The following is a 22,878-nucleotide window of genomic DNA, read 5'->3' as shown; positions in this document are numbered from 1 at the left end:
CGTTCCGTTTGCATCAGCGTGCCTCGCGGCGTCTGAGATTGAGATATATCATGAATGGAAGGTGTCGATCGAGGACACGATGGAGAACCGCAGGGATACGAATTGGCAAAGAACGCGCCGGGAAAAAATGATAGTACACTTCAGTGATCTCAAACTGCTCGCGTGCCATGTCCTCAAACTGTTGGCGCGTGTAGGCCTTTCCTACCGGATTGGCATCGCCATCGTAGTGTCGCACAATCTCATCAGCATCTGCTAACGCATAGATGCCTTCGCGGCCTCTACCCCTGAGCCGGCTTCCCAGCACCGCCGCAAACTTTGCCAGAGGTCGAACCAAACTCCAGTGTCTCAGAGCGACGTTGCGATAGTATACTGATACCGAAGCGGTGCCACCAGGACGCAGCACCCTCGCGATTTCGTTGAGTGCCTGTTGTGTGTTCGGCGTGTGATGAATAACGCCCTGGCAGTTGACGTGATCGAAGCTTCCCGTTTCGAAATCAAGTGCTTCAGCGTTTCCAACATGCAGTTGCGCAGACACGTCATAAACATTGCAACGCTGGCGAGCGATTTCCAAAGAATTGTGTGAAAGGTCTACCCCAGTCAGGTTGCGAAAGCCGCGTTCCCAAAACTCCACCAGCCAAAATCCGATGCCACATCCCAGATCCAACACGCGCGCGTCTGCGGCCGGCGCGAAAATGCGGTCATCGACTTGCCCGGCAAAACAGTCGTCTCGGCAGACTCGGCGGTGTTCCTCAAAGAACGGCCTGCTTCCCGGCTCGAAATCGCTCTCGCCAGTCCAAAGGGGATTGCCATTCCAAAAGGCACGGACGCTGTCTATCGTTGGCACGATATCGTGCTTGCTGGTGTCGCTCATAAAATAGCTCCCAAAGTCGCAGCCACCCTTCGTGCAGTTCTTTCGCTCACCCACAAGGGTAGATTGACGACCGATGCATTGAGCCTGCGGGTCTCGTCGAAAGGACCCTGGCTTGCGGCAATTTCCCGATACGCGGGCATATCCGGAACGCAATAGTCGATTATCCGGCCTATCTCAATACCGCGCGCTGCTGCTTCTCGGACCAGCTTTTCGGGGTCCGGCACGCGCAACACATAGTGAGACCATGTTGCCCCCTCGACCATCGGAGGCCGACCTTCCGGATATCGGCTCTCAAGCATCGTATTATAGATTCCGGCGATGTGGCGCCGGTGCTCAACAATTCCGGGGTAGGCTGCGCATTGGCGAACACCGACAGACGCTTCTGCGCGCCCGATCTGGTCCAGATAGTCGGCAGGAATGTCGATCAGAGTTTCATCATAATACCGCACGAAGCGATCAAGCAGTCCAAACCTTGAAATATACCGGACGAAAGAGAATATCGATGGAACAAGCGCAACGGTCGCCGCACCGAGATACAATGCTCGCCCGATGCGACGTCCCCCTGCCCCCTTGATCTGTCTGGCCCGAACGGCACGCAGCTTTTCGGCCAATTCCGTATCATCGGTCGTAATCATTCCACCAAAGATCGACGTCATCAATTTCGAGATGTTCAGGCCGAAAATAGCAGCGCGGCCGGCTCGCTGCACAGGGCTACCCTGCCATTCTGCAGAAAATGAATGGGCACAATCCTGAAGGATAACCACTTCGGAATGTGCCGCTGAAAGCCGTTCCAAACGATCGAGATCGACCGGATATCCATGTATCGATGTTGCAATGATGGCGGCGGTGCGCTCTGTGATCGCAGCTTCAGCCTTGTCCAGATCCATATTGAAGCCACCCGGCTCACTATCTATGAACACCGGCCGATTTCCGGAAAGAACAATTGCATGGGCGACAACCACGCAACTGTATGCTGGCAAGAGAATATCGCGATCCTTGAACCCAAGCGCCTCGATGAGCATCATCTGCGCCGTGCGACCGTAGGGAAACGCGATCGCATGGGCCTGCCCCATAAGCTTGGCGAAAGATCTCTCGAACTCAACGACATGATATCGCCCGACGAACGCTGCGATAACATCAAACAATCCCGTCGCTGGGCGCAGGCGCGGTATCATTTCTGTTCCCCGGCAGTGTCTCCGACTTGCCAATAGCCCGAGCTCGCCATGTGTATGACAGAGAAGGTGCCGAGACAAGGCAGCCGTTGAAGACCGCCATCATGTTCATCCGAGATCGTGAGGGTTTCACCCAGAGTAATGACGCGTCTAAAACGCAGAACGCTCCGTCTACGGGTTCCAACCAGCAGTCTCGCGATAATTTTCTTCACCAGTGCACCCAGCGAGGGTACGCGCATCAAGGTGGTAGCAAGGATCCTCAGAACCAAGAAATTGAAAGGATTGGGCAAGGGCATGACACGCCTGGCAAGGTGTCCCGTGATGATCACCTGATCGCCGTCAATGCTGATGCATGGATCGGGATCACTCTGGCTTGTAAAGACATTCCCTCCGGAATCGGCCAGCGCGACACCCGTGTCGATCAACGGGCACGGTGCGTCGGACCAGTGATAGACGACAGCCTTGCGCGTGGAGATAATGCTGTGGTGGCGGGGCCCAATATCCACCAACAGACCGGCTTGAGGCATGACCACACGGCCCGGCACTACCGGCGAGAGCACTTCAGAATTGTCGGCAGTGGCGTCCTCACACAGCGCCTCCGCATAATTATTGAACACCGGCAGTAGATTCGGCTGATCGATTGCCGAAAGGGTAACCGTTGCATGACGGCGAATGGAATTGCGCATAAAATCGCGGATCACGGCGGCACGATTGAAGCGTGCAGCAAGCCTCTCCATTGCGACCGGATAATAGATTCGCGTCGCCCGGCTTCCGTAGATCCCGCCGAATGACCCATCGGGATGAGCGAAATGCGAGATGAATTCCGTTGCCTTGGCCAAGGCATTCCAGAGACGCGTGCTATCAATCAAAATTGCGGCATCGGCCAAATGGCTCATACACAAGGTCTGGTAGCCCGGATCGGCACCGCCGTATTCCTCGAACCAGCCTTCATCAGATTGGCGGTCGAGAATGCGGGTCAGAAGTAGTTCGGCCTTTGCCAATGCCGATCGATCACCCGTCAACGCGTGAAAGCGCAGCAGCGCAGCGACCGCTGTCGCAAGATGATTTGATATCATGCCATGCGTCTCGTCGCGCGTCACAAGGAAACGGCAGGCGGGAGCCAATCGTGCAGCTTGAGTGCCGGCATCAGGATACAGTCGAGACAGTGCCTGCAAATGATCGTAAAGTACCAGCGCGGTCACGCAATAGGACTGCTCGTACGGCAGAGCTTCCTCAAAACTGCCATCCTTCCGCATGAGTCGGACGGTGGCGTCCATCATCGTCGAAACAAGATTGCGAACAGCCGACGGGTCGATGGACGGACCAAAGGCTTCGGCTTTCAGCAGAGCGGACAGGCCATTAACGCCGCCCTGCAGGGTTCCGTTGGCAAAGTCAATCAGCTTCCAGCCCCAGTATTGCCGGTCGCCCAGTCCGCGCGTGCTGCTCAAAGAATCTCGATCCGCAAGCGCCAATACACGCGGGAGCTGTGCATCAAGCTCCAATGCATAGGCATTGCGGGCCAAATCAGGCCTTAGGAGGCGAAGCATCAGCTTTGCTCTCCATTCGATGGAGGAGTCAGCACTACACCTAACCTGTCGCGATATTGGCGCATGAAGCTCTCCAGCGAAAGCAGCATGAAAATTCGATGGGTGGCGATCTCGTCGAGCGGACGAAACCGGCGCCGCCAAGAACGTAAATATCCGTTTGCCATGGTATCCAAAGCGCCACGATCGAATATCGTGCTGAGAGAGCCATGTGGATCGCACAGTCGCGCTCGCATCCACTCGGACAAGGGACCGCGCAGCCAACTGGCAAGCGGATTTGGAAATCCCCTTTTCGGCATGTCGAAGATTGCGTCCGGCAAGATCCCTCGTGCAGCGGCCCTTGGAATTGCCTTCAAATTATTGCCATGTAATTTCACTGCCGGGGGCAGCGAAAGCGAGAACGCCACCAGTTCGTTGTCCAGCAACGGTGTCCTTGACTCCAACGCGTGCGCCATCGAAATTTTATCTTCAACGACAAGCAGTCCCGGCAAATAATCCTGAATGTACTGACGCATCAATTCGTCAAAACTCATTTCGACGGGATTGACGCCCCCGGATCCGCGCAGTGGACCCAGCACCGCGGCGCCAACTTCAGGACGCAGCAACCTCGACAGCCGCTTCCTACCGAACAGCACGGGCAGGAAGGGCCTGTCTGAGCGACCAAAGATCGCAGAGAGAGTGAAATAGACAATATGCGGTATTTCTGAAATTCTGAGCGAGCGCAGTAGGGGCCAGATATTTCGTCGATCTTTGACGCACGCATTGCGAAGAGCAAGAAATTTAAAAACCGGATACCCGGAAAATAGTTCGTCCCCACCGTGACCGGTCAAAACGACTTTATGCGTTTCCGCAACTTTTTTTGCGACGAGATATTGCGGCAATGCCCCGGTACCCATGCGCGGTTCTTCCAGAGCATAGATCAAATCGTCAAAATTTTCTTCGAATCTGTCTGCATCAATATGAACCAATTGATGGCTAAGCTTCATGCTCGCCGCCGTCAGACTGGCGCCTGTGGCCTCGTCGTACCAACCGCCGCGATCGAAAGTTCCGGTGAAAGCAGCTGGCCCACTCCCCTGCAAACGGGCCGCAGCCGAAAGCGTGACCATGCCACTGTCAATTCCAGCGCTTAGGTAAGATGCGAGCGGCACATCGCTCATCAGATGACGATCGACTGCATCTAAGAAGATGGACTTGAAGTCCGATACCGCCTTGTCAAAAGACCGCTCATGTCGTTCTCCCGCGTCAAGAGGATTGGCGAAGGCCGTGGATTCGAGACCTGATGCGTGGATGCGCAGCATCTCACCGGGGCGCACCATGTGGATGCCCTCCAGCATCGTTTCTCCATCGAAACGATTCTGGTATGTAAGATATTGCTGAAGGCCCGTAGTCGAAAGTGGCCATTGCTTGCGTCCACTGGCTGCGACAATCGCCCGCATATCGGACGCAAAGAGTACTGTGTCCGCGTTGCGCCAGAAGAAAATCGGCTTGATGCCCATCCTGTCGCGGACAAGATAGAGCGAATGGCTTGGTTTGTCATAGAGTGCGATGGCAAACATGCCATTGATCCGCGCAAAGCTGTCCGCCCCCCAAGCGCGCCATGCATGAATGACCGTTTCACTGTCACAATCAGATCGGAAAACATGGCCGAGTGCTTCCAGTTCGCTGCGAAGCGCCTGATAGTTATAGATCTCGCCATTGACCGATATAGCGACCATTCCATCATCGGATATCATCGGCTGGCGACCACGGTCGGAAAGATCGACGATCGCAAGGCGCCTGTGCCCTAGCACAACTCCGTCAGACGCGAAGCTGCCAAAACCGTCGGGTCCGCGGCGCTCCATCAGCGACAACATGGTGTCTACGGAGTCTGACGAAGCTTCCGGCCCATAGATGCCACATATTCCGCACATCAGGCCTCTCTGTCCCGCTGCAACTGCTTAATCTTGTCGTTCATGCGCGACATCAGAATGTACATTTCTTCAAACTGCTTCTTGCTCTGCAGAGACTGGAAATAGAAGGCAATGAATATAAGCAGCAAGACAAGGCTGCCCGCCACCAGACCGAGCGTCAAGCTTCCGTTTAGCAGGGTTTCACGGAGTCCCTCATAAATCGCCGCCAGGATTCCCCGATCCAGCAACTGGTAAGCTCGCATCGCAAAGCTGACCAGCAACAGCAGCAACCCGATTACAACGACAGCTGACAGCGCCGCTACCGGCAAGAACAGCATAGCGCCAGGACGCAATACATAGTTGTACACAAGATGAGCCGCGATAGTACCTGACATCGCAAATAACGGGAAAGAACCACCTTTGCCCACGCGTTTCGCGCGAGACTTATCTCGCCAGTCGAGAACAGCCGGGATTTCCGCGATACGAAATCCGAACAGATTTGCCTTCTGGATAATCTCGATGTGGAGATCTTTGCCCGCACTGACAAGTTCCAGACTTTTCACAACGTCGCGCCGATATGCGCGCACCATGCAGGTCAAAGTGTGAAGTTGGCCACGTACACCAGCGCTCAGTACCTTATTGCCGTAGTACGAAAGCTTGGCCCGGAAAAGCGGCACGTTTCTTACCGTGCCGTCTGGATGGTACGCTGACGCCAGCACGACATCAGCAACATTGGCTTCAAGCGGCGCTATCAGCCTCGGTATATGGTCAGGAGAATAGGACAAGTCCGAATCCAATGTGACCACAAAGTCGCCTGATGAAGCCGCAAAGCCAGTGCGAATTCCCGCCCCCCTGCCCAGATTGCGTGGATGACGCTCTACCTTCAGGTTATCCATCGCCAAACCATCCAACCGATCGGCCATCCCATCCGTCGAACCATCGTCAACCACAATGATTTCAAAGGTTCGCCCTGGCATGGAAGCCCGCATATAGTCATCGAGCTCCTTCACAGTATTGGTAATGATCGCCGCTTCGTTGAAGGCTGGGATTACAAGTGAAATTTCTGGCATTTGACTGCTTTCATTCGCGATCGGCGTTGTCGGCTCGCATGTGGCCCAGCTTTGTTGTGCCAGGGAGAGATTCACTCTTTGCGTTCACGCTTAACCAACGAGGCCAAACCATGCAAGCGCGTGCGCCAAACCCCACAGGAATTGAAGCCACAAAAAAATCCTTTGAATTTGCCATATCCGCCCGTTTTGGGTAATCAGCGCCAGCACAGAATCTTGTCCTCGCGGAGTTCCGCCGACAGAAATTGCTACCGACGAAGGCCTTCCAGCGGCCGGAAAAGCAAAGGCAGCCCGATTGACCGGTGAACGTAGAAGCTACTGGCGCGCAGTCCTGCTCGTGTTTTCAGGCACCGCGGCTGCACAGATCATACCGATCCTGGGTTCGCTGGTCATCGCACGACTTTTCATTCCAGCCGAGTTCGGGATGTTCATGACCTGGTTCGGACTTGTGCAAATCGGAGCCGTGCTGTCGACCGGACGATTTGAAACCGCATTGCCGCTGGAGGAAAATGGCGCGCCAAGAGCGCAGGCTGCGAGCTCCGCCCTGATCACGGCCGCGGCCATATTAAGTGCCGTTGCGATAACCGGTGCATGCCTTTGGCCGCTTTACGCGCCGTATCTCGAAGACGTCCCATCCACACTGATTGCGCTCTTCGTCCCGGCTGTTGCGGCAGCGGCCAGTGTGCTTATCCTGCAGTCATGGGCGGCCTCGGAAGGCCAGTTTCGGGCTCTGTCCATGATGCGGATCACGCAGGCAGCCATCATAACAGGACTGCAAATCGCCGTTGGTTTCGTTCAGCCATCGGCAGGCACTCTCGCCCAGGCACACCTGACCGGCGTTGTCAGCGGCGCTTTGCTGATGGCGTGGAAACTGCGTCCGCCCAGGCTTGCCGAGGGACGCAGAACACTTTTCAACTTTTGGAAACGCTACAGGCGTTTCCCGATTTATGCACTTCCGGCGGGCACAGTGAACACGGCGGCGGCCCAGCTTCCACTCATTCTAATATCACACCGTTTCGGTGCAGACATTGCAGGCTATGTCGCGATGGCATTCCGGATGCTGGGGGCGCCAATCTCACTCCTCGGCTCGGCGGTGCTGGATGTATTTAAGCGGCGCGCATCGGAAAGCTGGCGGGCAACAGGCTCCTGCCGCGGTCCATATCTTGAGACTTTGACGGTTCTTGCTGCCGGCTCCATGGTCGTAACCATCGCGTTTTATCTTGTGGGAGTTGAGCTATTTGTGTTCGCCTTTGGACCGGAATGGGCCGAGGCCGGCAGGGTAGCCTTGATCCTGCTCCCCCTCTTCGCAATGCGTTTTGTCAGCAGTCCGCTTAGCTACACTTTCTTTATCGCAGAAAAGCAACCAATCGATCTTGTGTGGCAGGTCTGCCTCTTCGTAATCACAGTCGTAACACTCACTACCTTTGCGACATACCGGAACACTCTAGCCGCCTACGCTGTTGGCTATGGTCTAATGTATGTGGTGTATCTCTACCTTTCATTCCGATTCAGTGGAGGCCGACCCCGCTGAATGGCGGGCAGAATTCAGTCCGGGTCTGCCTTCGCTTGATGAGACCGCGCTCAAACGAGTGATGAGGCGTGCAACACATTCAGTGTGCGCAACACGCAGCAATTCGTCCAAGGACCGGATTAGACAAATGAAAAAATGGCTGGGGCGCCAGGATTCGAACCTGGGAATGCCGGTACCAAAAACCGGTGCCTTACCGCTTGGCGACGCCCCAACGGGATCCGGGAGACTGGGCTCCCAAATCGCGGTGGCGCCTGATTAGCAAAGCGCAGGGCCAGCGGCAACACCCCTTGCCCGCAACTTGCCAGTTTTTTACCGGAACGATCCTGCGTCTCTCGGGTTTCTCATGGATCCCAAGCGAAAAGAGAAACGAAAGGACATCTCCATGCCTTCCATTCAATCCGCCCATATCCTGATCCTCGCCACCGACGGCTATGAACGCTCTGAATTGCGCAAGCCGCTTGAGCAGCTGAAGGCCAGCGGTGCCAGGGTTTCGATCGCCTCGCTGGCGCCAGCGCCGATCAAGAGCTGGGATCAGAAGGATTGGGGCGATACCGTCGATGTCGACCTGACGGTCGATGCGGTCAAGGTCGAGGACTATGATGCGCTGGTCATTCCCGGTGGCCAGATCAATCCCGACATCCTGCGCAACGACAAGACGGCGGTCGACCTGGTGCGCGGCTTCGTCAAGTCCGGCCGGACCATTGCCGCCGTTTGCCACGGCCCGTGGCTGCTGGTCGAGGCGGATGCGCTTCGCGGCCGCAAGGCAACCTCCTATGGATCGATCAAGACCGACCTGAAGAATGCCGGTGCCATTTGGTTCGACGAACCGGTCGTTGTCGACCACGGCATCATCACCTCGCGCCAGCCTGGCGACCTCGACGCGTTCGTGGCCAAGATCATCGAGGAAGTCGAGGAAGGGCCGCACCAGAGCCGTGCGGCATAGCGTGTAGCCTAGTTTCATTCGATCCGGGTCAGCCCGGAGCGGAGGCTCGTCCAAAATCGGCGGCGGAGTGGCGGCGTCTTTCAGCGCAGTCGCTCGTGCCGCTGTTGCAGATCAGATGGTTTGCCGCATCCTCGCCACGTCCGGCGCTTTGCAAAGTCCAGCGCTGCGCATGGTCGACAGGCGCATGCAACATGGTTGGCGGTGACAAATCTGGCTGAGTGTGAAATAGCCGGAAGATCACAGATCGCGATCGGCGGATTGAAGCATGAGCCAGCGGCGGCTGCAGCAGAGGGCAAACCAGAAGAGCCGGCACAGGCGCACGGACGCACAGTCCGGCGTGGCGGCAGCGGGCGGCACGCCGGATGCCGCCAACAATACCGGCGACAATGCCGGCAAAAAGGCGGGTGGCCCTTCACCTTTGCGCATGCAGTTTGCCCGTGCCGCCGCAACCTCTGCCTTCCGCTGGTCATTGGCGCTGTTCATGGCCGGGGTGATCATCGTGGCGCTCGCCCTGTCGATCCCGCACGAGTTTGCCTTTTTCGAACTCGGCTTTCTGTTCACCCTGTCGATCTACGACCTGGTGCTCGCGATGCTGGGCATTTCGGTGGCCGTCGGGATGGCGGGCCGTCGCGCGGAAATCCTTGTGATCATCGCCTGTTTCCTCGGCGTCATGGCGCCGATGCTGCTGGCCTTCGACCCGATCTTCCACGCCATCCTGCAAAGCCCGCTGGGTGAAGCCCTGTTCCTGATCGCCCCGATCGCGGTGATGCTGGCCGGCGTCGTGCTCTGGCTTCCGGCGCGGGCGCGGCGCATCGGCGCGCCTGTCGCGGCCGGCGTGATCGGCTTTTCGCTGTCGCTGTTCATCGGGCTGGACGATTTCGGCATCGGCATCCAGGAATTTACCCTGACGGCCGTGCTCGGCGCGCTGTGGATCCTGCTCGCGCCCGGCCTGCTGCTGCGAAACTTTCGCGGCCCCTGGCTGACAATCCCGGCGCGTATCATCGGTTCCTGGCTGGTGGTGATCGGCATCATCGTGATGGTTTCGCTCTATGTGCCGCTCGGCAACGATGCGCCGCCGCTTTCCGATCCGAGCATGCCGGACAATGGCCAAAACTGGGGCCAAAACTGGGGCCAAAGCGGGGACCCGATTGGGGGCCAGGATGGAAACCTGAACGGACAGCTGGACGCACCCGCGCTGCCGCCGCTCGATCCGGCCGTCGAGGAAGGGCTTGAAGACGCGCCCGACAGCGGCTTCGAGCTGATGATCCCGGACGATGGTGCCAATCCGTTGCTGAATGGCCGGCCCCTCGATCTCGGCCCGGCTCGAAGGCCGGATGCTTTACCGGATCTTGGGCCGGATCCTGGGCCGTATATTGGGCCCAATCCCGGATCTGATCTCATGCCGGGCATGGGATCGGATCCCGAACCGCAATCTCAGCCGAACGGCCAGTCGGGCAGCCAGTCGACGGGCCAGTCGGGCGCTGGCCAGCCGGGCGCTGACCGTTGATGCTGCCCGGTGATGCTGACCGGTGATGCTGACCGGTGATGCTGACCGGTGATGCTGGCCGGCACTGTGCGACGCTTTGCGGTCGACGCCCCGGCAGGGAGCGGCTACACAGAAGAGCCAACCGCTTTGATTCCGGTGTTTCCGCATGATCGTCCGCTTTGACCGCCCCGTGTCCCGTTCCGCCTTCCTGGCGCGTCGTCTCGGGCTGTTTGCGCTCGGCATGCTGGTGCTGGTGCTGCTGGCACACCGTTTCGGGCCGCTGAAGACGCCGGATTTCGTCGCGTTGGTGCTGATTGCCGCGATACCGGCGATGCTGGCCGTGCCGCTGGCGCTGCTCGGCCTTGCCAGGCTCTGGCAGATCGGCGCGCTGGGCGGGGTTGCCGCCACCTGGGCGCTGATCTATGCCGCCCTGCCGCTGGCGTTGCCCGGCTACGGCCTCTACCGATACCTGACCCGGCCGGCGCTCTACGACGTATCAAGCGACCTCGCCGAGCGGCCGGAATGGCTGTCGGTACCCGATGCACCGCAGCATTTCCTGCAGCGTCCGGCGCCGCCGCCCGGAGCCGCCGCGGCCCAGGGCTCCGCCTATCCGGGCCTCACCGGCCGGCGTTACGAAGGTGCGCTCGACCGCGTCTATGAAGCCGTGCGCAAGGTCGCCGAGGCGAACCGGCTGGTGGTGACGGCAAGCCGGGGTCAGGAATATGCGATGCCGGACCTCGCGCTCCGCCCGACGACGGAAGAGATCGTCACCGCGAATGATCAGGCTCCACCAAGCCTGCCGCCGGCCGACGAAGCCCTGCCCGAAACAGGCCCCTTGCCGACATCGCGGCCGAGCGCCGAGGTGGCCAGCATGCCGCCGGAACCGACGGAGCCGCCGGGCACCGTTCGCCTGCAGCTCGCCACCCGCACGCTGGTGCTCGGCCTGCCCTTCGATGCGGTCATTCGCCTGCGCGAGGAAGAGGAAATGACGCTGGTCGACATGCGGGTTGCCAGCCGCTTCGGGCCGCACGACCTCGGCATGGGCGACGAGATTGCCGAAGCCTTCCTGCATGCGCTCGATGCGGAACTGCTGGGCATTGCCGGCAACTGATCCGGCCCGCGCCTGACCGCCTTACGCGATCCGGTAGGCACCGAGCAGCGAAGGCGGCCCATCGGTGACAACAAGGCCCTTGTCGACCAGATCCTCGAGATGCGCGAGCACCGAAAGGGCGGCTGCGCCATGCAGGCGGGGATCGGTCGAGGCATAGATCACCCGGACCATGTCGGCGATCAGCCTGTCGCCCTGGCGGATGCGCTCGAGCACGGCGCGCTCGCGCATGCGGCGATGGGTGCGCAGGCCGCGCAGGAAGGCGGGGGGATCGGCAACGGGGCCGCCATGGCCGGGGAAATAGATCCGGTCCTGGCGCTCCAGAAGCATGTCCAGCGAGGCCATGTAATCGGCCATGGCGCCATCCGGCGGTGCGACGATCGAGGTGGCCCAGGCCATGACATGATCGGCGGAAAAGACGATGCCGCGGTCATCCAGCGCAAAGGCGCAGTGATTGGCGGTGTGGCCGGGCGTATGCAGCGCGGACAGGCGCCAGCCGTCGCCCTCGAAGATTTCACCATGGGCCAAGGTGACATCGGGGCTGAAATCGCTGTCGGCGCTTTCGGCAAAGGGATTGGTCTCGCCTTCGAAGAGCGGCCGCGCCGGGCGATGCGGCCCTTCGGCCACGACGATCGCGCCGGTCTCGGCCTTCAGCCGGCGGGCAAGCGGCGAATGATCGCGATGGGTATGGCTGACCGCGATATGGGTGACCTCGCGGCCCTTCAGCGCCTGCATCAGCGCCAGGAAATGCGCCTCGTCCTCGGGGCCCGGGTCGATGACGCAGACCGAGCGCTCGCCGACGATATAGGTATTGGTGCCGTGGAAGGTGAAAGGGCCCGGATTGTTGACCGTCAGGCGCGCCACGCCGTCGGCGAGCGGCACCAGCGTTCCGTGGGCCGGCTCGAAACGCGTGACGAATTCCGGGGTCGGCTCATTGCCAGACTCTGGAGAAAGCTCCTCGCTGTCGCTGGTCATTTATACTCGATCTCGATGAAACTCATGGGCTGATCGCCGCCATTGATGACATTGTGCTCGACGCCGGCATCGCGGCGATAGGCTTCGCCGGCGCGGCTCGTCACTCGGCGCTCGCCGGCCTCGTCCTCAATCAGGAAATGGCAATCGGTCATCGGCACCACGACATATCCGAGCCCATGCGTGTGATGCCCGGTGGCAGCACCCGGCTCGAAATCCCAGCGGGTGATGCGGGTGACGGCATCGTCGAGCACGACGGTCGGGATGGCAGGCGGGCGGGCGGAATAGCCGGGCATGAAGGTCTCCGTGGATGGTATGACGGCGGATGAAGGGGAAAAGCGGTTGCGCCATGGGTTGCGCCCGAGGTTATCGCGGGCGTGCGGGGGCGGCAATCCGCAATTGATGAGACGCACTGGTCCGTGACAGGTGGGCTCCCGCGACTGGCCCGCAAAACAGATTGACTAGGAAATCATATTGATCTAGTTTCCTAGTCAATCATAATGGAGCGCAACAATGGCAACCGTATCCGACCTCACCGCCCATACCGGCTATTGGATGCGCATGGTGTCGAATGCGGTATCGCAGGAATTTTCCCGCAAGGTGGCCGGCGAAGGCGTGACCGTTGCGGAATGGGCTTTTATGCGCGCGCTCTACGACCAGGACGACACGGGGCAATTTCACATGGCGCCATCGGCGCTGGCCGACAGGATGGGCATGACCAAGGGCGCCATCAGCAAGCTGGCCGACAGGCTCCAGGAAAAGCGGCTGGTCGGACGCGCCGAAAACGAGCGTGACGGGCGCGCGCACCGGCTGTTCCTGACCGTAGACGGGCGGGCGAAGGTGCCGGTTCTCGCGGCGCTGGCCGACGCCACCGATGCCGACTATTTCGGCGTGCTGACGCCGGAGGAACATGCGCTGCTCAGCCAGACATTGAGAACCCTCGCCGAACGGCGCGGGATCAGGACCATCCCGGTCGACTGACCGTCGACTGACCGTCACCGGACACAGCCAAGCTTTCAAACACAAGGAGAACCGCCATGGACGCGGAAAGCATTTCCATCGCCCAAACCTGCCTGGATGCCGCCCATGACGGCAGCCTCAGCTTTCCCGAGATCGTCGGCCGACTGATCGCCGCCGGCTTCGAGGGTTATACCGTCGACTACCGGCGCGACAGCCAGACATTTTACCTGCCCGATGGCGACAGCACGGTGCTGGCCATGCCCGCGCATGCCGGCGCGATCGGCGCGGCTTTCGACGCCAACGAGATCGAACGGCTGGTGCGCTGGGCGCAATCGGGTGCGGACGACTACAGCTACCAGGCCTTCAGCGCCGAGGCGAAGGGGGCGGGTTGTGCGGGGTATATCGTGTCCTTCCTCGGACGGCGCGTGGTGTATTTCGGGCGCACGGCCGAGACGCATGTGGAGGTGTTTCCGGGGTGATGGGGTGTGAGCGGCGGCCGTGGGGTAGGAGGCGTTGGAGGGCCGAGTTAGGGCAGCTTGCTGACTGGCCGGTTCGTCACGGATGATCACGAGAATTGGACACTGATGCATGTCGGGGGGCACATCTCTCTTCCGTCTGAGCAGCTAGCCTTTCGTCGTCGTGCTGTGCCATCAGAACCGCCTCGTATGGCGCGGTCAGCCTCTCCGCGCATTTGCCGAAGATTACGCACAGTTTCGCATCTTCTCGCTCAAGAGCCTCGGAGGCAAGGTGCTCCATCGCCGCGCGACGGCCCGATTTTTCGGCGTCTGGGTACACGAAAAATCCAACAGTCGCCTTTCGGTCTAGCGGCGGGATGATCGCCATGAAACATTCGTGGCCCTGCGGCTTTGATTTCCGCATCACGGATTTTCTCAACCGTTGAAGACCTCGCTCAATCTCCTTCTGCTCCTCGGGGCTCGCCGAATTTAGCAGATGCATTCCGATGGTCGTCCAACCGTTGGGCTTTCGCTCGCATAGGCGTTCGACGATGTCGCTGTATACCGGGTGCAGCCGCGCTTTCGGCTTGGGAACAGACAAACCTGCGTCCGTGCCATCATAGAAGCGGTCTATCGGCGCCGACATTCCGCTGATGATCATGCGCCGGAAGTCTTCACGTTTGGCCCCCAAGTTGAACCCCGTGGAGAGATAAAGCCCGAGGAAATCCAGTTCGTCACCGAGAAGGTCGAACTGCTTTTGGAAGTGAAAGCGTTCCGAAAAATAGTGCAGGAACAGGATCTCGTTTTCCAGCATTTCCTGGATGCAGATCAGGTCGGCAATATGCAGCGAGGGAGCAAGGCTATGCCCCGCTGGCATCCAGCCCGCCTCAGTCAACTCCTCCTCGGCGGAGCTAAGAACAGATAGATCATCCAGCGTGACGGAAACCCGAATGATCGTATCTATTTTTCCAGCGTCGATACCGAGCCTGCCTACGATAGGCTGGCTGTCGGTATCGCCAGCACGGGCGGCAATCGTCAGTTTCGCCAGCCGCTCTGATTGAATTGATGGGTTGATGACGAGATCAACCAGATGTCGCTTGAGCCTGTCCGGGGCGCCACGCAAACCCTGTGGCGTGATTCTATGGGATTTCGCCTCCGCGATAATCAGCGTTCTGTCCACAATGACGATAGCGTCCGTCTCGAACTGCTGCCCCCCCAAGGTCCATTTCGCATTAGGTAATATCCGCGCCGTTGGAAGTGCGGCCTGCAACGTCTCGATCATCTTGGCTTCAAGGTAGGCCGCTCGGCGGTCTGCCAGGACCGTTTCGAGCCGTGCCGTTTCGGCGAAACCTCTCATAATCTCGTTTATATGGCTGAATATGGATTGGGGTGCCGCAAACAGGTAGCCGCCTCTCAGATTCAGACCGGGCTTGGCCCAAACTGGGTTCGCTAGAAACAGATGCCGGACATCTTTTCCCACTAGTTCACCGGGCAACAGTGAGAGCGCGGACAAAATGCCTTCCGCCACCTCCTTCGGCTTGCCCGATAGGCCTGCGACTTCCTCAGCAGTGAAAGACATCAGGTCGAAGTGCCGCAGGTCCATGTGCGACATTATCCAACCCAACACACCCTCCCGCGTCGTTCCGGGCGGGATGATTTCCATCAACTCCTCCGGTGTGCCCTGCAGGTCGGCCATATGCTTGAAATATAAACGAACGAGTTCCTTCGAGTTCTTGCCGTGCGATATCTTCCTTAAACGGGTGATATGCTCGCCCGAACGACGCTCGACTTCGGACACGAGATTTTCGGCGATGTCGATCACGTCAGTTGCGGTAAAGCCGAGGGTAGCGGCAAATTTGCCATCCAATGGCGAGTACAGTTCCCGGCTTAGCCGAATTACTTCGTTGTAATATCCCCAATTGCGAACCGCCTGTGTGTGGAGGCGGATACTTTCTTGCAGCGACGAAATCGCCCGCTTTTGTAAATCGGGCTCCTTTTCTTTTTCGAGCAAGCGCATCTGAAAAAACGTGTCCGCCAGCTTCGGCATGATATCGAACACCTGCTGCATTATACCGCCGTGGGATGGCCCACTGCCCCAGTCTTTCAGCGGCAGCGTAAGGATCAAGGCTTGCAGTAGCTCGATATGGTGCTGCTCAATGTCCTTGGTCAGCGATCGGGTTGCCCCGTCAGAGCCGATAGTGGCTCGCGCGCCATAGAATCCGAAAGTCGCTAGAATGCCCTCCGGCGTTGTCTCCCGGAATATCTCTTGAAGCGTTTCGATCAGATTAGGAAACTCGGCGACGTTCTTTCGCGCTGCGCTTAGGATCGCGTCTTTGAATTCCTCGTGCCTTTCTTCTCCTATTGAGAAAGTGTCGAACGCGGCGCCGCCCACTCTTGGCGTCGTTTTTCTAACAGGCTTTTTCCGGCCACGAGATTTTGGCATGCGATGAGCTCTACATTCTCAGATTTCAACTTCTACCAGTGAGAATAACATCTACTCGCGTCGGCCGCGACGTACGAATTTGTCTCGAATTTGACATGCCTCGCGATTTGCTTAGGCGAGCCGCTGCTTTTGGTATTTGACGGGTTGCCGCCCATCTACCGAAACGAGGGCGCAAAGCAGCCTCCATCTCACGTCTCGCTTTCAACTTGGGCGCCCTCACCCCAGCACATCCGCCGTCAGCGAAATCCCCAGCGCCTTCATCACCGCAAGGGTGGTCTTGAGCGTCGGATTGCCCTCGCTGCTGAGCGTTCGATACAGCTGCTCCCGCGAAAGCCCCGCCTCCCGCGCAATCCCCGCCATGCCCTTGGCGCGAGCCACAACACCGAGTGCATGGGCGATATAGGCGGCATCATCCGTCTTCAGCGCCGCGTTGACGAAAGCGGAAATGGCTTCCCCAGAGTCCAGGTCTTCGGCCGGATCGTAGTCGGTGAGACCTTCAGTCATCGCTCTCTCCAAAAGCCGCCCCCCTGAAGCCGACGCGCCATTTCCGGAAAGTCTCGTGCTTTAACTCGAACAAACTGTCGTCTAGAAACTACAAATGCGCAAGCCTGGCGCCCTCACCCCCGCGCCTTGATGGCCGCCTGAGCCGCAGACAGCCTCGCAATCGGCACGCGGAACGGGGAACACGAGACGTAATCCAGGCCGACATCCTCGCAGAAATGGATCGAGGCGGGGTCGCCGCCGTGTTCGCCGCAGATGCCGAGCTTCATGTCGGGCCTTGTCCGGCGGCCGCGTTCGGCGGCGATGCGGATCAGTTCGCCGACGCCGTCGAAATCCAGCGAGATGAAGGGGTCATGCACGATGATGCCCTTCTTCTGGTAGGTCGGGATGAAGGCGGCGGCGTCGTCGCGCGACATGCCGAAGGTGGTCTGGGTCAGGTCATTGGTGCCGAAGGAGAAGAATTCGGCGGCCTCGGCGATGATATGGGCGCGGATGGCGGCGCGCGGCAGCTCGATCATCGTGCCGACGAGATAGGAGATCTCGAGCTTTGCCTCGGTCATCACCTCGCGGGCGACGCGGTCGATGACGGCCTTCACATAGTCGAGCTCGGAGCGCAGGCCGACCAGCGGCACCATGATTTCCGGCACGACCGGCGCGCCGGTGTCGCGGGCAGCGGCAACGGCCGCCTCGAAAATGGCGCGGGCCTGCATCTCGGCGATCTCCGGATAGGAAATGGCAAGCCGGCAGCCGCGATGGCCGAGCATCGGGTTGAACTCGTGCAGGGCGTCGATGCGGCGGCGCATGAAGCCTGGCTCGAGGCCCATGGCATCGGCGACTTCGTCGATCTCCTCGTCAGTCTTGGGCAGGAACTCGTGCAGCGGCGGATCAAGCATGCGGATGGTCACCGGCAGGCCGTGCATGATGGTGAAAAGCTCGGTGAAATCCGAGCGCTGCATCGGCAGCAGCTTTTCCAGCGCCGTGCGGCGACCGGTCTCGTCTTCGGCGAGGATCATCTCGCGCATGACATGAATGCGGTCGCCTTCGAAGAACATGTGTTCGGTGCGGCAGAGGCCGATGCCTTCCGCGCCGAAGGAGCGGGCGGCGCGGGCATCGCCCGGCGTGTCGGCATTGGTGCGCACCGTCATGCGGCGCGTGCGGTCGGCCCATTGCATCAGCTGGGCAAAATCGCCCGACAGTTCGGGCTGGAGCATCGGCACCTCGCCTTTCAGCACCTGGCCGGCGGAGCCGTCGATGGTGATGATATCGCCCTTTTTCAGGGTCACGCCCATGCCGATCAGCTGTTCGTTGCGCAGGTCGACGCGCATGGTGCCGGCGCCGGAGACGCAAGGAATGCCCATGCCGCGGGCGACCACCGCCGCATGGCTGGTCATGCCGCCGCGGGTGGTCAGGATGCCTTCGGCGGCATGCATGCCGTGAATGTCCTCTGGGCTGGTCTCGACGCGAACGAGAATGACCTTGCGGCCCTCGGTCTCGGCCTCGACGGCCTCCTCGGCGGTAAAGACGATCTCGCCGGTGGCAGCCCCCGGCGAGGCCGGCAGGCCGGAGCCGATGATGTGGCGCTGGACGCGCGGGTCGATGGTCGGGTGCAGCAACTGGTCGAGCGAGGAAGGCTCGATGCGCAGCACGGCGTCTTCCTCGGTGATCAGGCCTTCCGCGACCATGTCGACGGCGATCTTCATCGCCGCCTTTGTCGTGCGCTTGCCGGAGCGGGCCTGCAGCATCCAGAGCTTGCCGCGCTCGATGGTGAATTCGAGATCCTGCATGTCGCGGTAATGGGCTTCCAGCCGGTCGCAGATGCGGCCGAATTCGGCGAAGGCTTCCGGCATCAGCTTTTCGAGCGACGGCTTGTCGGAGCCGCTGTCGATGCGGGCCTCCTCGGTGATCGACTGCGGCGTGCGGATGCCGGCCACCACGTCCTCGCCTTGCGCATTGACGAGAAACTCGCCGTAAAGCTCCTTTGCACCGGTCGAGGGATTGCGGGTGAAGGCGACGCCGGTGGCCGAGGCCGAGCCGAGATTGCCGAAGACCATGGCCTGTACGGTGACCGCCGTGCCCCATTCCTGCGGAATGTTGTGCAGCATGCGATAGGTGACGGCGCGCGGGTTCATCCACGAGGAAAAGACCGCGCCGATCGCGCCCCAGAGCTGGACATGCGGATCCTGCGGAAAGGGCTGGTTCAGTTCCTGCTCGATCGTCTCCTTGTAGAGCGAGACGACATGCTGCCATTCGACGGCCGACAGATCAGTATCAAGGTCGTGGCCGAGACGGCCCTTCTCGTCTTCGAGGATTTCCTCAAAGACCTCGTGGTCGAGGCCCATGACGACATCGCCATACATCTGGATGAAACGGCGATAGCTGTCCCAGGCAAAACGGGCGTCGCCGGAATGATGGCCGAGCGCCTCGACAGTATGATCGTTCAGGCCGAGGTTCAGCACCGTATCCATCATGCCGGGCATGGAGGAGCGCGAACCGGAGCGCACCGAGAGCAGCAGCGGATGGCTTGTATCGCCGAAACCGCGGCCGCTGATCGCTTCGATCCCCTTGATGCCGGACAGCACTTCGGCCTTCAGATCATCCGGCAGGGTCTTGGCATTGCTGTAGTAGAAACCGCAGGCATCGGAAACGATGGTCAGCCCGGGCGGCACCGGCAGGCCGAGGCTCGCCATCTCCGCGAGATTGGCGCCCTTGCCGCCCAAATGGTCGACATCGGCCATACGCCCCTCGGCTTTCCCACCGCCGAAGGTGTAAACCCACTTCCTCATTGCCCTCTCCACCCAAACAGGCTTGTTTTTCCATCGTTTACAGCAAATGTGACGGAATGAAAACGCCAAGCCCAGATGTTTATGCTGCATTGCATCATAATTGCGGCAATGAACATAAACAGGTTCACGCCAAAGTGAGATTGCCGGTGCAGTCGTGACAGGCGAAACCAGAGCGTCCGGTGTATGCGAAATCGTGATCGGAATCACGATCCCAGGGGGATCTGAACGACACGTTTTGGGGCGATGTATTTTGGGGCGACACATGCGGATGGATGTAACCAGACGACGGCTTTTGACACTGGCGGGCACGGCGACGCTGTCCGGCGCGATGGCAGGCGCGCTCAAGGCGGAAGGCTTGACCGCAGACCAGGCAAGCGTGACGGCAGCACAATCGACCGCCCCGCTCTTCGCGCTGACGCGGCCGGTGCATGTCGGCGCGGTCTGCCTGCGGGCCCGCGACATGGGCTTGCTCAAGGACTACTACACCGGCATGCTGGGGCTTGAGCTTCTGGCCGAGACGAAGGACGAGGTGACGCTCGGTGCCGGTGGCGTGGCGCTCCTGCATATCCTCAGCCGTCCCGACGCGACACCGGAGGCCAGCGGCCAGGCCGGTCTCTACCACACCGCCTTCCTGATGCCGTCGCGACCCGATCTCGCCCGCTGGCTGGTGCATGTGGCGCGCAGCCAGTTCCCGCTGGTCGGCTTTGCCGATCACAGCGTGTCCGAGGCCGTCTATCTCGCCGACCCCGAGGGCAATGGCGTTGAAGTCTATAGCGACCGGCCCGTCGATGGCTGGCTGTGGGCCGGCGACCGGGTATCGATGGGTACCAAGGAACTGGATATCGACGACATCTTCATCAAGACGAAGACGCGCACCGATCGCGACGACTACAAGACGGTGCCGGCCGGCTTGAGGATCGGGCATATCCACCTGAAGGTCGGGGCGCTGGAGGCGGCGCGCGGTTTCTACAATACCGGCCTCGGGCTTGACGTGGTTGCGGGCGACGACCAGCGCGGCGCGACATTCATGTCTTCCGGACGCTACCACCACCATGTCGGCGCCAATATCTGGGACAGCCGGGATGCCGGCCAACGCCAGGACAGCATGACCGGTCTCGACTGGTTTTCGCTGAAGACGAAGGACGACACGATCCTTGCCGCCCGAAAGGCGGAGCTTGCCGCCAAGGGTTTTGCGGTCAGCGACATAGACGGCGGTTTCGAGGCGCTGGATCCATGGGGCACGCGGGTGCGACTGGTGAAAGCATAGCGCTGAAGCCCTGTCCCCTCAGCCGCGGAAAGTGGCCCGTGACACTGTGCGCGGGCTCACATTGCCGGCAGATCGAGACCGTCCGGGCGTGATCGCGGCTGGACACTGCGGACGCATGATGTCACTGCCATGACGCCCGTTTCAAACCATTTGAGTCCCGTCATGCCGATGCCCCCGCAGTTTCGTATCTATCTCGCGTTTTTCCTGTTTGCCATGTCGACCGGGGCATTGTTTGCCCGCATGCCGGACCTGCAGGCGAGCCTCGGGCTCAACAAGGCCGAACTCGGGCTGACGCTGATCGGCATGGCGATCGGCACGCTGATTTCGCTGACCGCATCGTCGCCGCTGCTGGTGCGTCTGGGGACGAAAGTTTCGCTGGCAATCTCCCTGCTCGGCATCGTGGCACTGCTGTCCCTCATTCCGTTGATGCCGAACGCGCAAGCGGTGTTCTGCACGCTGTTTTGCATCGGCCTTCTCGCCGGCGCGCTGGAAATCACGCTGAATGTCGAGATCGGCCGGATCGAGGCTCAGATCGGCTTCGGCATCATGAACAGGGCGCATGGCTGCTGGAGCCTCGGCTTCTTCGTCACCGCAATCACCGCCTCGGTCATCCGACAGGCCGGCATCTCGATGCAGCTCCACCTGCATCTGGTGCTCGGGGTGGTCTTCGTGGTCGCCGCGATCATCATCGCGGGGATGAAAAATGCACCGGTCACAGCCATGGCGGACGGCGAGAAAGCGCCGCATTTCGCGCTGCCGACGCTCGGGCTTTTGCCTCTCTGCCTGATCGGCACGTCCGCCTTCCTGATCGAAGGTGCGGGCATCGACTGGTCGGCGATCTACATGGACGACGTGTTTGACGTCTCACCCCTCGTCAGTGGCTCCGGGCTGACGCTGTTTGCCTTCTTCATGGCATTGGCACGGCTGCTGGTCGATCCGGTTGTCGATCGATACGGGCCAAGGCGCGTGGCGCTGGTCTTGCTGGCAACGGCAGCGCTCGGTATTGCCATGGTCTGGCTTGCCCCCGGCCCTTATGTCGCCCTGGCGGGTTTTGCGCTGATGGGCGGCGGCTGCAGTGCGGTCTATCCGATGGCCGTAACGGCCGCCGCACAACGAAGCGACCGACCGGCCGTGGTCAATGTCGCGGCGCTGGGGCAGATGGCGTTTGTCGTGTTCTTCCTCGCTCCGCCACTACTCGGCTTCGTCGCCGAGGCATGGGGCATCCGCAACGCCTATCTCGTCTGCCTGCCGCTGATCCTCGCGTCGATCTTTGCCAGCCGCGCGCTGTCGGAAACGGCACCAGTCGGGCGCGAAGCCGTGGCGGCCTGACTGCCGCCGGAAGAATGCAAGAGGGACAAATGCAGGCCGGCGAATACGGGCGGGCGCTGGCACCGACGCTGACGTTCCAAAGCCAGGTTGGTGGCGCCGCCGAAATCATCGAACAGCACTGGGACCGCGATGACGCGTTCTACAGGCCCAAGGCCCGCATTTCGCCCGACGAGGGCTGACCAAATATCTTTTCGCCCAGCTTCACATCGGAGGCCCGCAACACGGCGCGCTTGCCATCGGCGGAATAGAGCACCCGGATCCGGCTTTCCTCGCAACGCTTCGCCTCGCAGGCCTCGAACACCTGCATCGGCTTGCCGGCAACCTCGACCTGCTTGGAGGCGAGCGCCACGTAACGCGGCTGCCGGACCATGTTTCGAACCCAGGAGGGCAGTCCCTGCTTACCCTTGATCAGGGCCACCAGACTCTCGCGATGCGGCGCGGACGAGGCAATCACGGCGGGCAGGAAATTTCCGGAGAGCCCAGGATCAGGTGATTGAGCATTGGCGAAGGTGGCCATAAACATGGCCACAAGTATCGCTGGAACGGTCGCCTTCATG

General features: G+C 60.2%; 20 protein-coding genes and 1 tRNA gene. 9 read left to right on the top strand and 12 right to left on the bottom strand.

The annotated features are described in order from the left end of the window. Positions 1 to 13 precede the first annotated feature (13 nt). The 5 genes from IM739_RS08025 to IM739_RS08005 are packed head-to-tail and all read right to left on the bottom strand — an operon-like array spanning position 14 to position 6,621. Complete coding sequence (locus IM739_RS08025; RefSeq protein ID WP_237370652.1) at positions 14 to 871, bottom strand: class I SAM-dependent methyltransferase; 858 nt, start codon at positions 869 to 871, stop codon at positions 14 to 16. Further along, the gene (locus tag IM739_RS08020) at positions 868 to 2,046 is read right to left on the bottom strand and encodes a DegT/DnrJ/EryC1/StrS family aminotransferase (protein WP_237370651.1); all 1,179 of its coding nucleotides are present in this window, start codon (positions 2,044 to 2,046) and stop codon (positions 868 to 870) included. The genes IM739_RS08025 and IM739_RS08020 overlap by 4 nt, the downstream gene beginning before the upstream one ends. Then, positions 2,043 to 3,590, bottom strand: coding sequence for a hypothetical protein (locus IM739_RS08015; RefSeq protein WP_237370650.1), 1,548 nt, complete (start codon positions 3,588 to 3,590; stop codon positions 2,043 to 2,045). The genes IM739_RS08020 and IM739_RS08015 overlap by 4 nt, the downstream gene beginning before the upstream one ends. Continuing rightward, positions 3,590 to 5,497, bottom strand: coding sequence for an asparagine synthase (glutamine-hydrolyzing) (gene asnB, locus IM739_RS08010; RefSeq protein WP_272911334.1), 1,908 nt, complete (start codon positions 5,495 to 5,497; stop codon positions 3,590 to 3,592). The genes IM739_RS08015 and asnB overlap by 1 nt, the downstream gene beginning before the upstream one ends. Further along, complete coding sequence (locus IM739_RS08005; protein ID WP_237370648.1) at positions 5,497 to 6,621, bottom strand: glycosyltransferase family 2 protein; 1,125 nt, start codon at positions 6,619 to 6,621, stop codon at positions 5,497 to 5,499. The genes asnB and IM739_RS08005 overlap by 1 nt, the downstream gene beginning before the upstream one ends. Before the next feature lie 217 nt (positions 6,622 to 6,838). On the opposite strand from IM739_RS08005, the gene IM739_RS08000 reads away from it, so the two are divergent. Further along, positions 6,839 to 8,074: a lipopolysaccharide biosynthesis protein gene (locus IM739_RS08000; RefSeq protein ID WP_237370647.1), complete on the top strand. Its 1,236-nt coding sequence runs from the start codon at positions 6,839 to 6,841 to the stop codon at positions 8,072 to 8,074. Between the two features lie 136 nt (positions 8,075 to 8,210). Here the strand turns inward: IM739_RS08000 and IM739_RS07995 are convergent. Then, positions 8,211 to 8,285 (bottom strand) — tRNA-Gln (locus IM739_RS07995). A gap of 171 nt (positions 8,286 to 8,456) precedes the next feature. On the opposite strand from IM739_RS07995, the gene IM739_RS07990 reads away from it, so the two are divergent. The 3 genes from IM739_RS07990 (at position 8,457) to IM739_RS07980 (ending at position 11,614) form a co-directional block, all read left to right on the top strand. Further along, a complete protein-coding gene (locus tag IM739_RS07990) occupies positions 8,457 to 9,017 on the top strand; it encodes a type 1 glutamine amidotransferase domain-containing protein (protein WP_237370646.1) in 561 nt (186 codons plus the stop codon). A 265-nt stretch (positions 9,018 to 9,282) separates the two neighbouring features. Then, entirely contained in the window at positions 9,283 to 10,524 is a 1,242-nt protein-coding gene (locus IM739_RS07985) for a hypothetical protein (RefSeq protein WP_237370645.1), read from the top strand. A gap of 145 nt (positions 10,525 to 10,669) precedes the next feature. Next, a complete protein-coding gene (locus IM739_RS07980) occupies positions 10,670 to 11,614 on the top strand; it encodes a DUF1499 domain-containing protein (RefSeq protein ID WP_237370644.1) in 945 nt (314 codons plus the stop codon). Positions 11,615 to 11,635: 21 nt separating this feature from the next. Here IM739_RS07980 and IM739_RS07975 read toward each other — a convergent pair whose 3' ends face one another. After that, entirely contained in the window at positions 11,636 to 12,586 is a 951-nt protein-coding gene (locus tag IM739_RS07975) for an MBL fold metallo-hydrolase (protein ID WP_237370643.1), read from the bottom strand. After that, positions 12,583 to 12,879, bottom strand: a complete 297-nt coding sequence (locus IM739_RS07970) for a cupin domain-containing protein (RefSeq protein WP_237370642.1) — start codon at positions 12,877 to 12,879, stop codon at positions 12,583 to 12,585. The genes IM739_RS07975 and IM739_RS07970 overlap by 4 nt, the downstream gene beginning before the upstream one ends. 217 nt (positions 12,880 to 13,096) lie before the next feature. Between IM739_RS07970 and IM739_RS07965 the strand changes: the two genes are divergently transcribed. Both IM739_RS07965 and IM739_RS07960 read left to right on the top strand, forming a co-directional pair. Next, a complete protein-coding gene (locus tag IM739_RS07965) occupies positions 13,097 to 13,564 on the top strand; it encodes a MarR family winged helix-turn-helix transcriptional regulator (RefSeq protein ID WP_237370641.1) in 468 nt (155 codons plus the stop codon). A 56-nt stretch (positions 13,565 to 13,620) separates the two neighbouring features. Further along, entirely contained in the window at positions 13,621 to 14,022 is a 402-nt protein-coding gene (locus tag IM739_RS07960) for a DUF1398 domain-containing protein (RefSeq protein ID WP_237370640.1), read from the top strand. 76 nt (positions 14,023 to 14,098) lie between these two features. On the opposite strand, the gene IM739_RS07955 is transcribed toward IM739_RS07960, so the two are convergent. From IM739_RS07955 to ppdK, 3 genes are all read right to left on the bottom strand, one after another. Further along, positions 14,099 to 16,441, bottom strand: a complete 2,343-nt coding sequence (locus IM739_RS07955) for a hypothetical protein (protein WP_237370639.1) — start codon at positions 16,439 to 16,441, stop codon at positions 14,099 to 14,101. A 216-nt stretch (positions 16,442 to 16,657) separates the two neighbouring features. Beyond that, positions 16,658 to 16,945, bottom strand: coding sequence for an addiction module antidote protein (locus tag IM739_RS07950; RefSeq protein WP_237370638.1), 288 nt, complete (start codon positions 16,943 to 16,945; stop codon positions 16,658 to 16,660). A gap of 113 nt (positions 16,946 to 17,058) precedes the next feature. Next, the gene (gene ppdK, locus IM739_RS07945) at positions 17,059 to 19,725 is read right to left on the bottom strand and encodes a pyruvate, phosphate dikinase (RefSeq protein WP_237370637.1); all 2,667 of its coding nucleotides are present in this window, start codon (positions 19,723 to 19,725) and stop codon (positions 17,059 to 17,061) included. Between the two features lie 268 nt (positions 19,726 to 19,993). Here ppdK and IM739_RS07940 point away from each other — a divergent pair, with 268 nt between their 5' ends. The 3 genes from IM739_RS07940 to IM739_RS07930 all read left to right on the top strand — a co-directional run bounded on the left by IM739_RS07940 (position 19,994) and on the right by IM739_RS07930 (position 22,500). Next, positions 19,994 to 20,992, top strand: coding sequence for a VOC family protein (locus tag IM739_RS07940; RefSeq protein WP_237371007.1), 999 nt, complete (start codon positions 19,994 to 19,996; stop codon positions 20,990 to 20,992). A gap of 162 nt (positions 20,993 to 21,154) precedes the next feature. Continuing rightward, complete coding sequence (locus IM739_RS07935; protein WP_237370636.1) at positions 21,155 to 22,321, top strand: MFS transporter; 1,167 nt, start codon at positions 21,155 to 21,157, stop codon at positions 22,319 to 22,321. A gap of 29 nt (positions 22,322 to 22,350) precedes the next feature. Further along, complete coding sequence (locus tag IM739_RS07930; protein ID WP_237370635.1) at positions 22,351 to 22,500, top strand: hypothetical protein; 150 nt, start codon at positions 22,351 to 22,353, stop codon at positions 22,498 to 22,500. On the opposite strand, the gene IM739_RS07925 is transcribed toward IM739_RS07930, so the two are convergent. Further along, the gene (locus tag IM739_RS07925) at positions 22,461 to 22,877 is read right to left on the bottom strand and encodes an Ivy family c-type lysozyme inhibitor (protein ID WP_237370634.1); all 417 of its coding nucleotides are present in this window, start codon (positions 22,875 to 22,877) and stop codon (positions 22,461 to 22,463) included. The two genes, IM739_RS07930 and IM739_RS07925, sit on opposite strands and share 40 nt — an antisense overlap. Position 22,878 lies beyond the last annotated feature (1 nt).

The organism is Rhizobium sp. SL42 (assembly GCF_021729845.1).
In the GTDB taxonomy this organism is placed as follows: Bacteria; Pseudomonadota; Alphaproteobacteria; order Rhizobiales; family Rhizobiaceae; genus Allorhizobium.
This window is presented reverse-complemented; position numbering and strand designations above follow the sequence as displayed.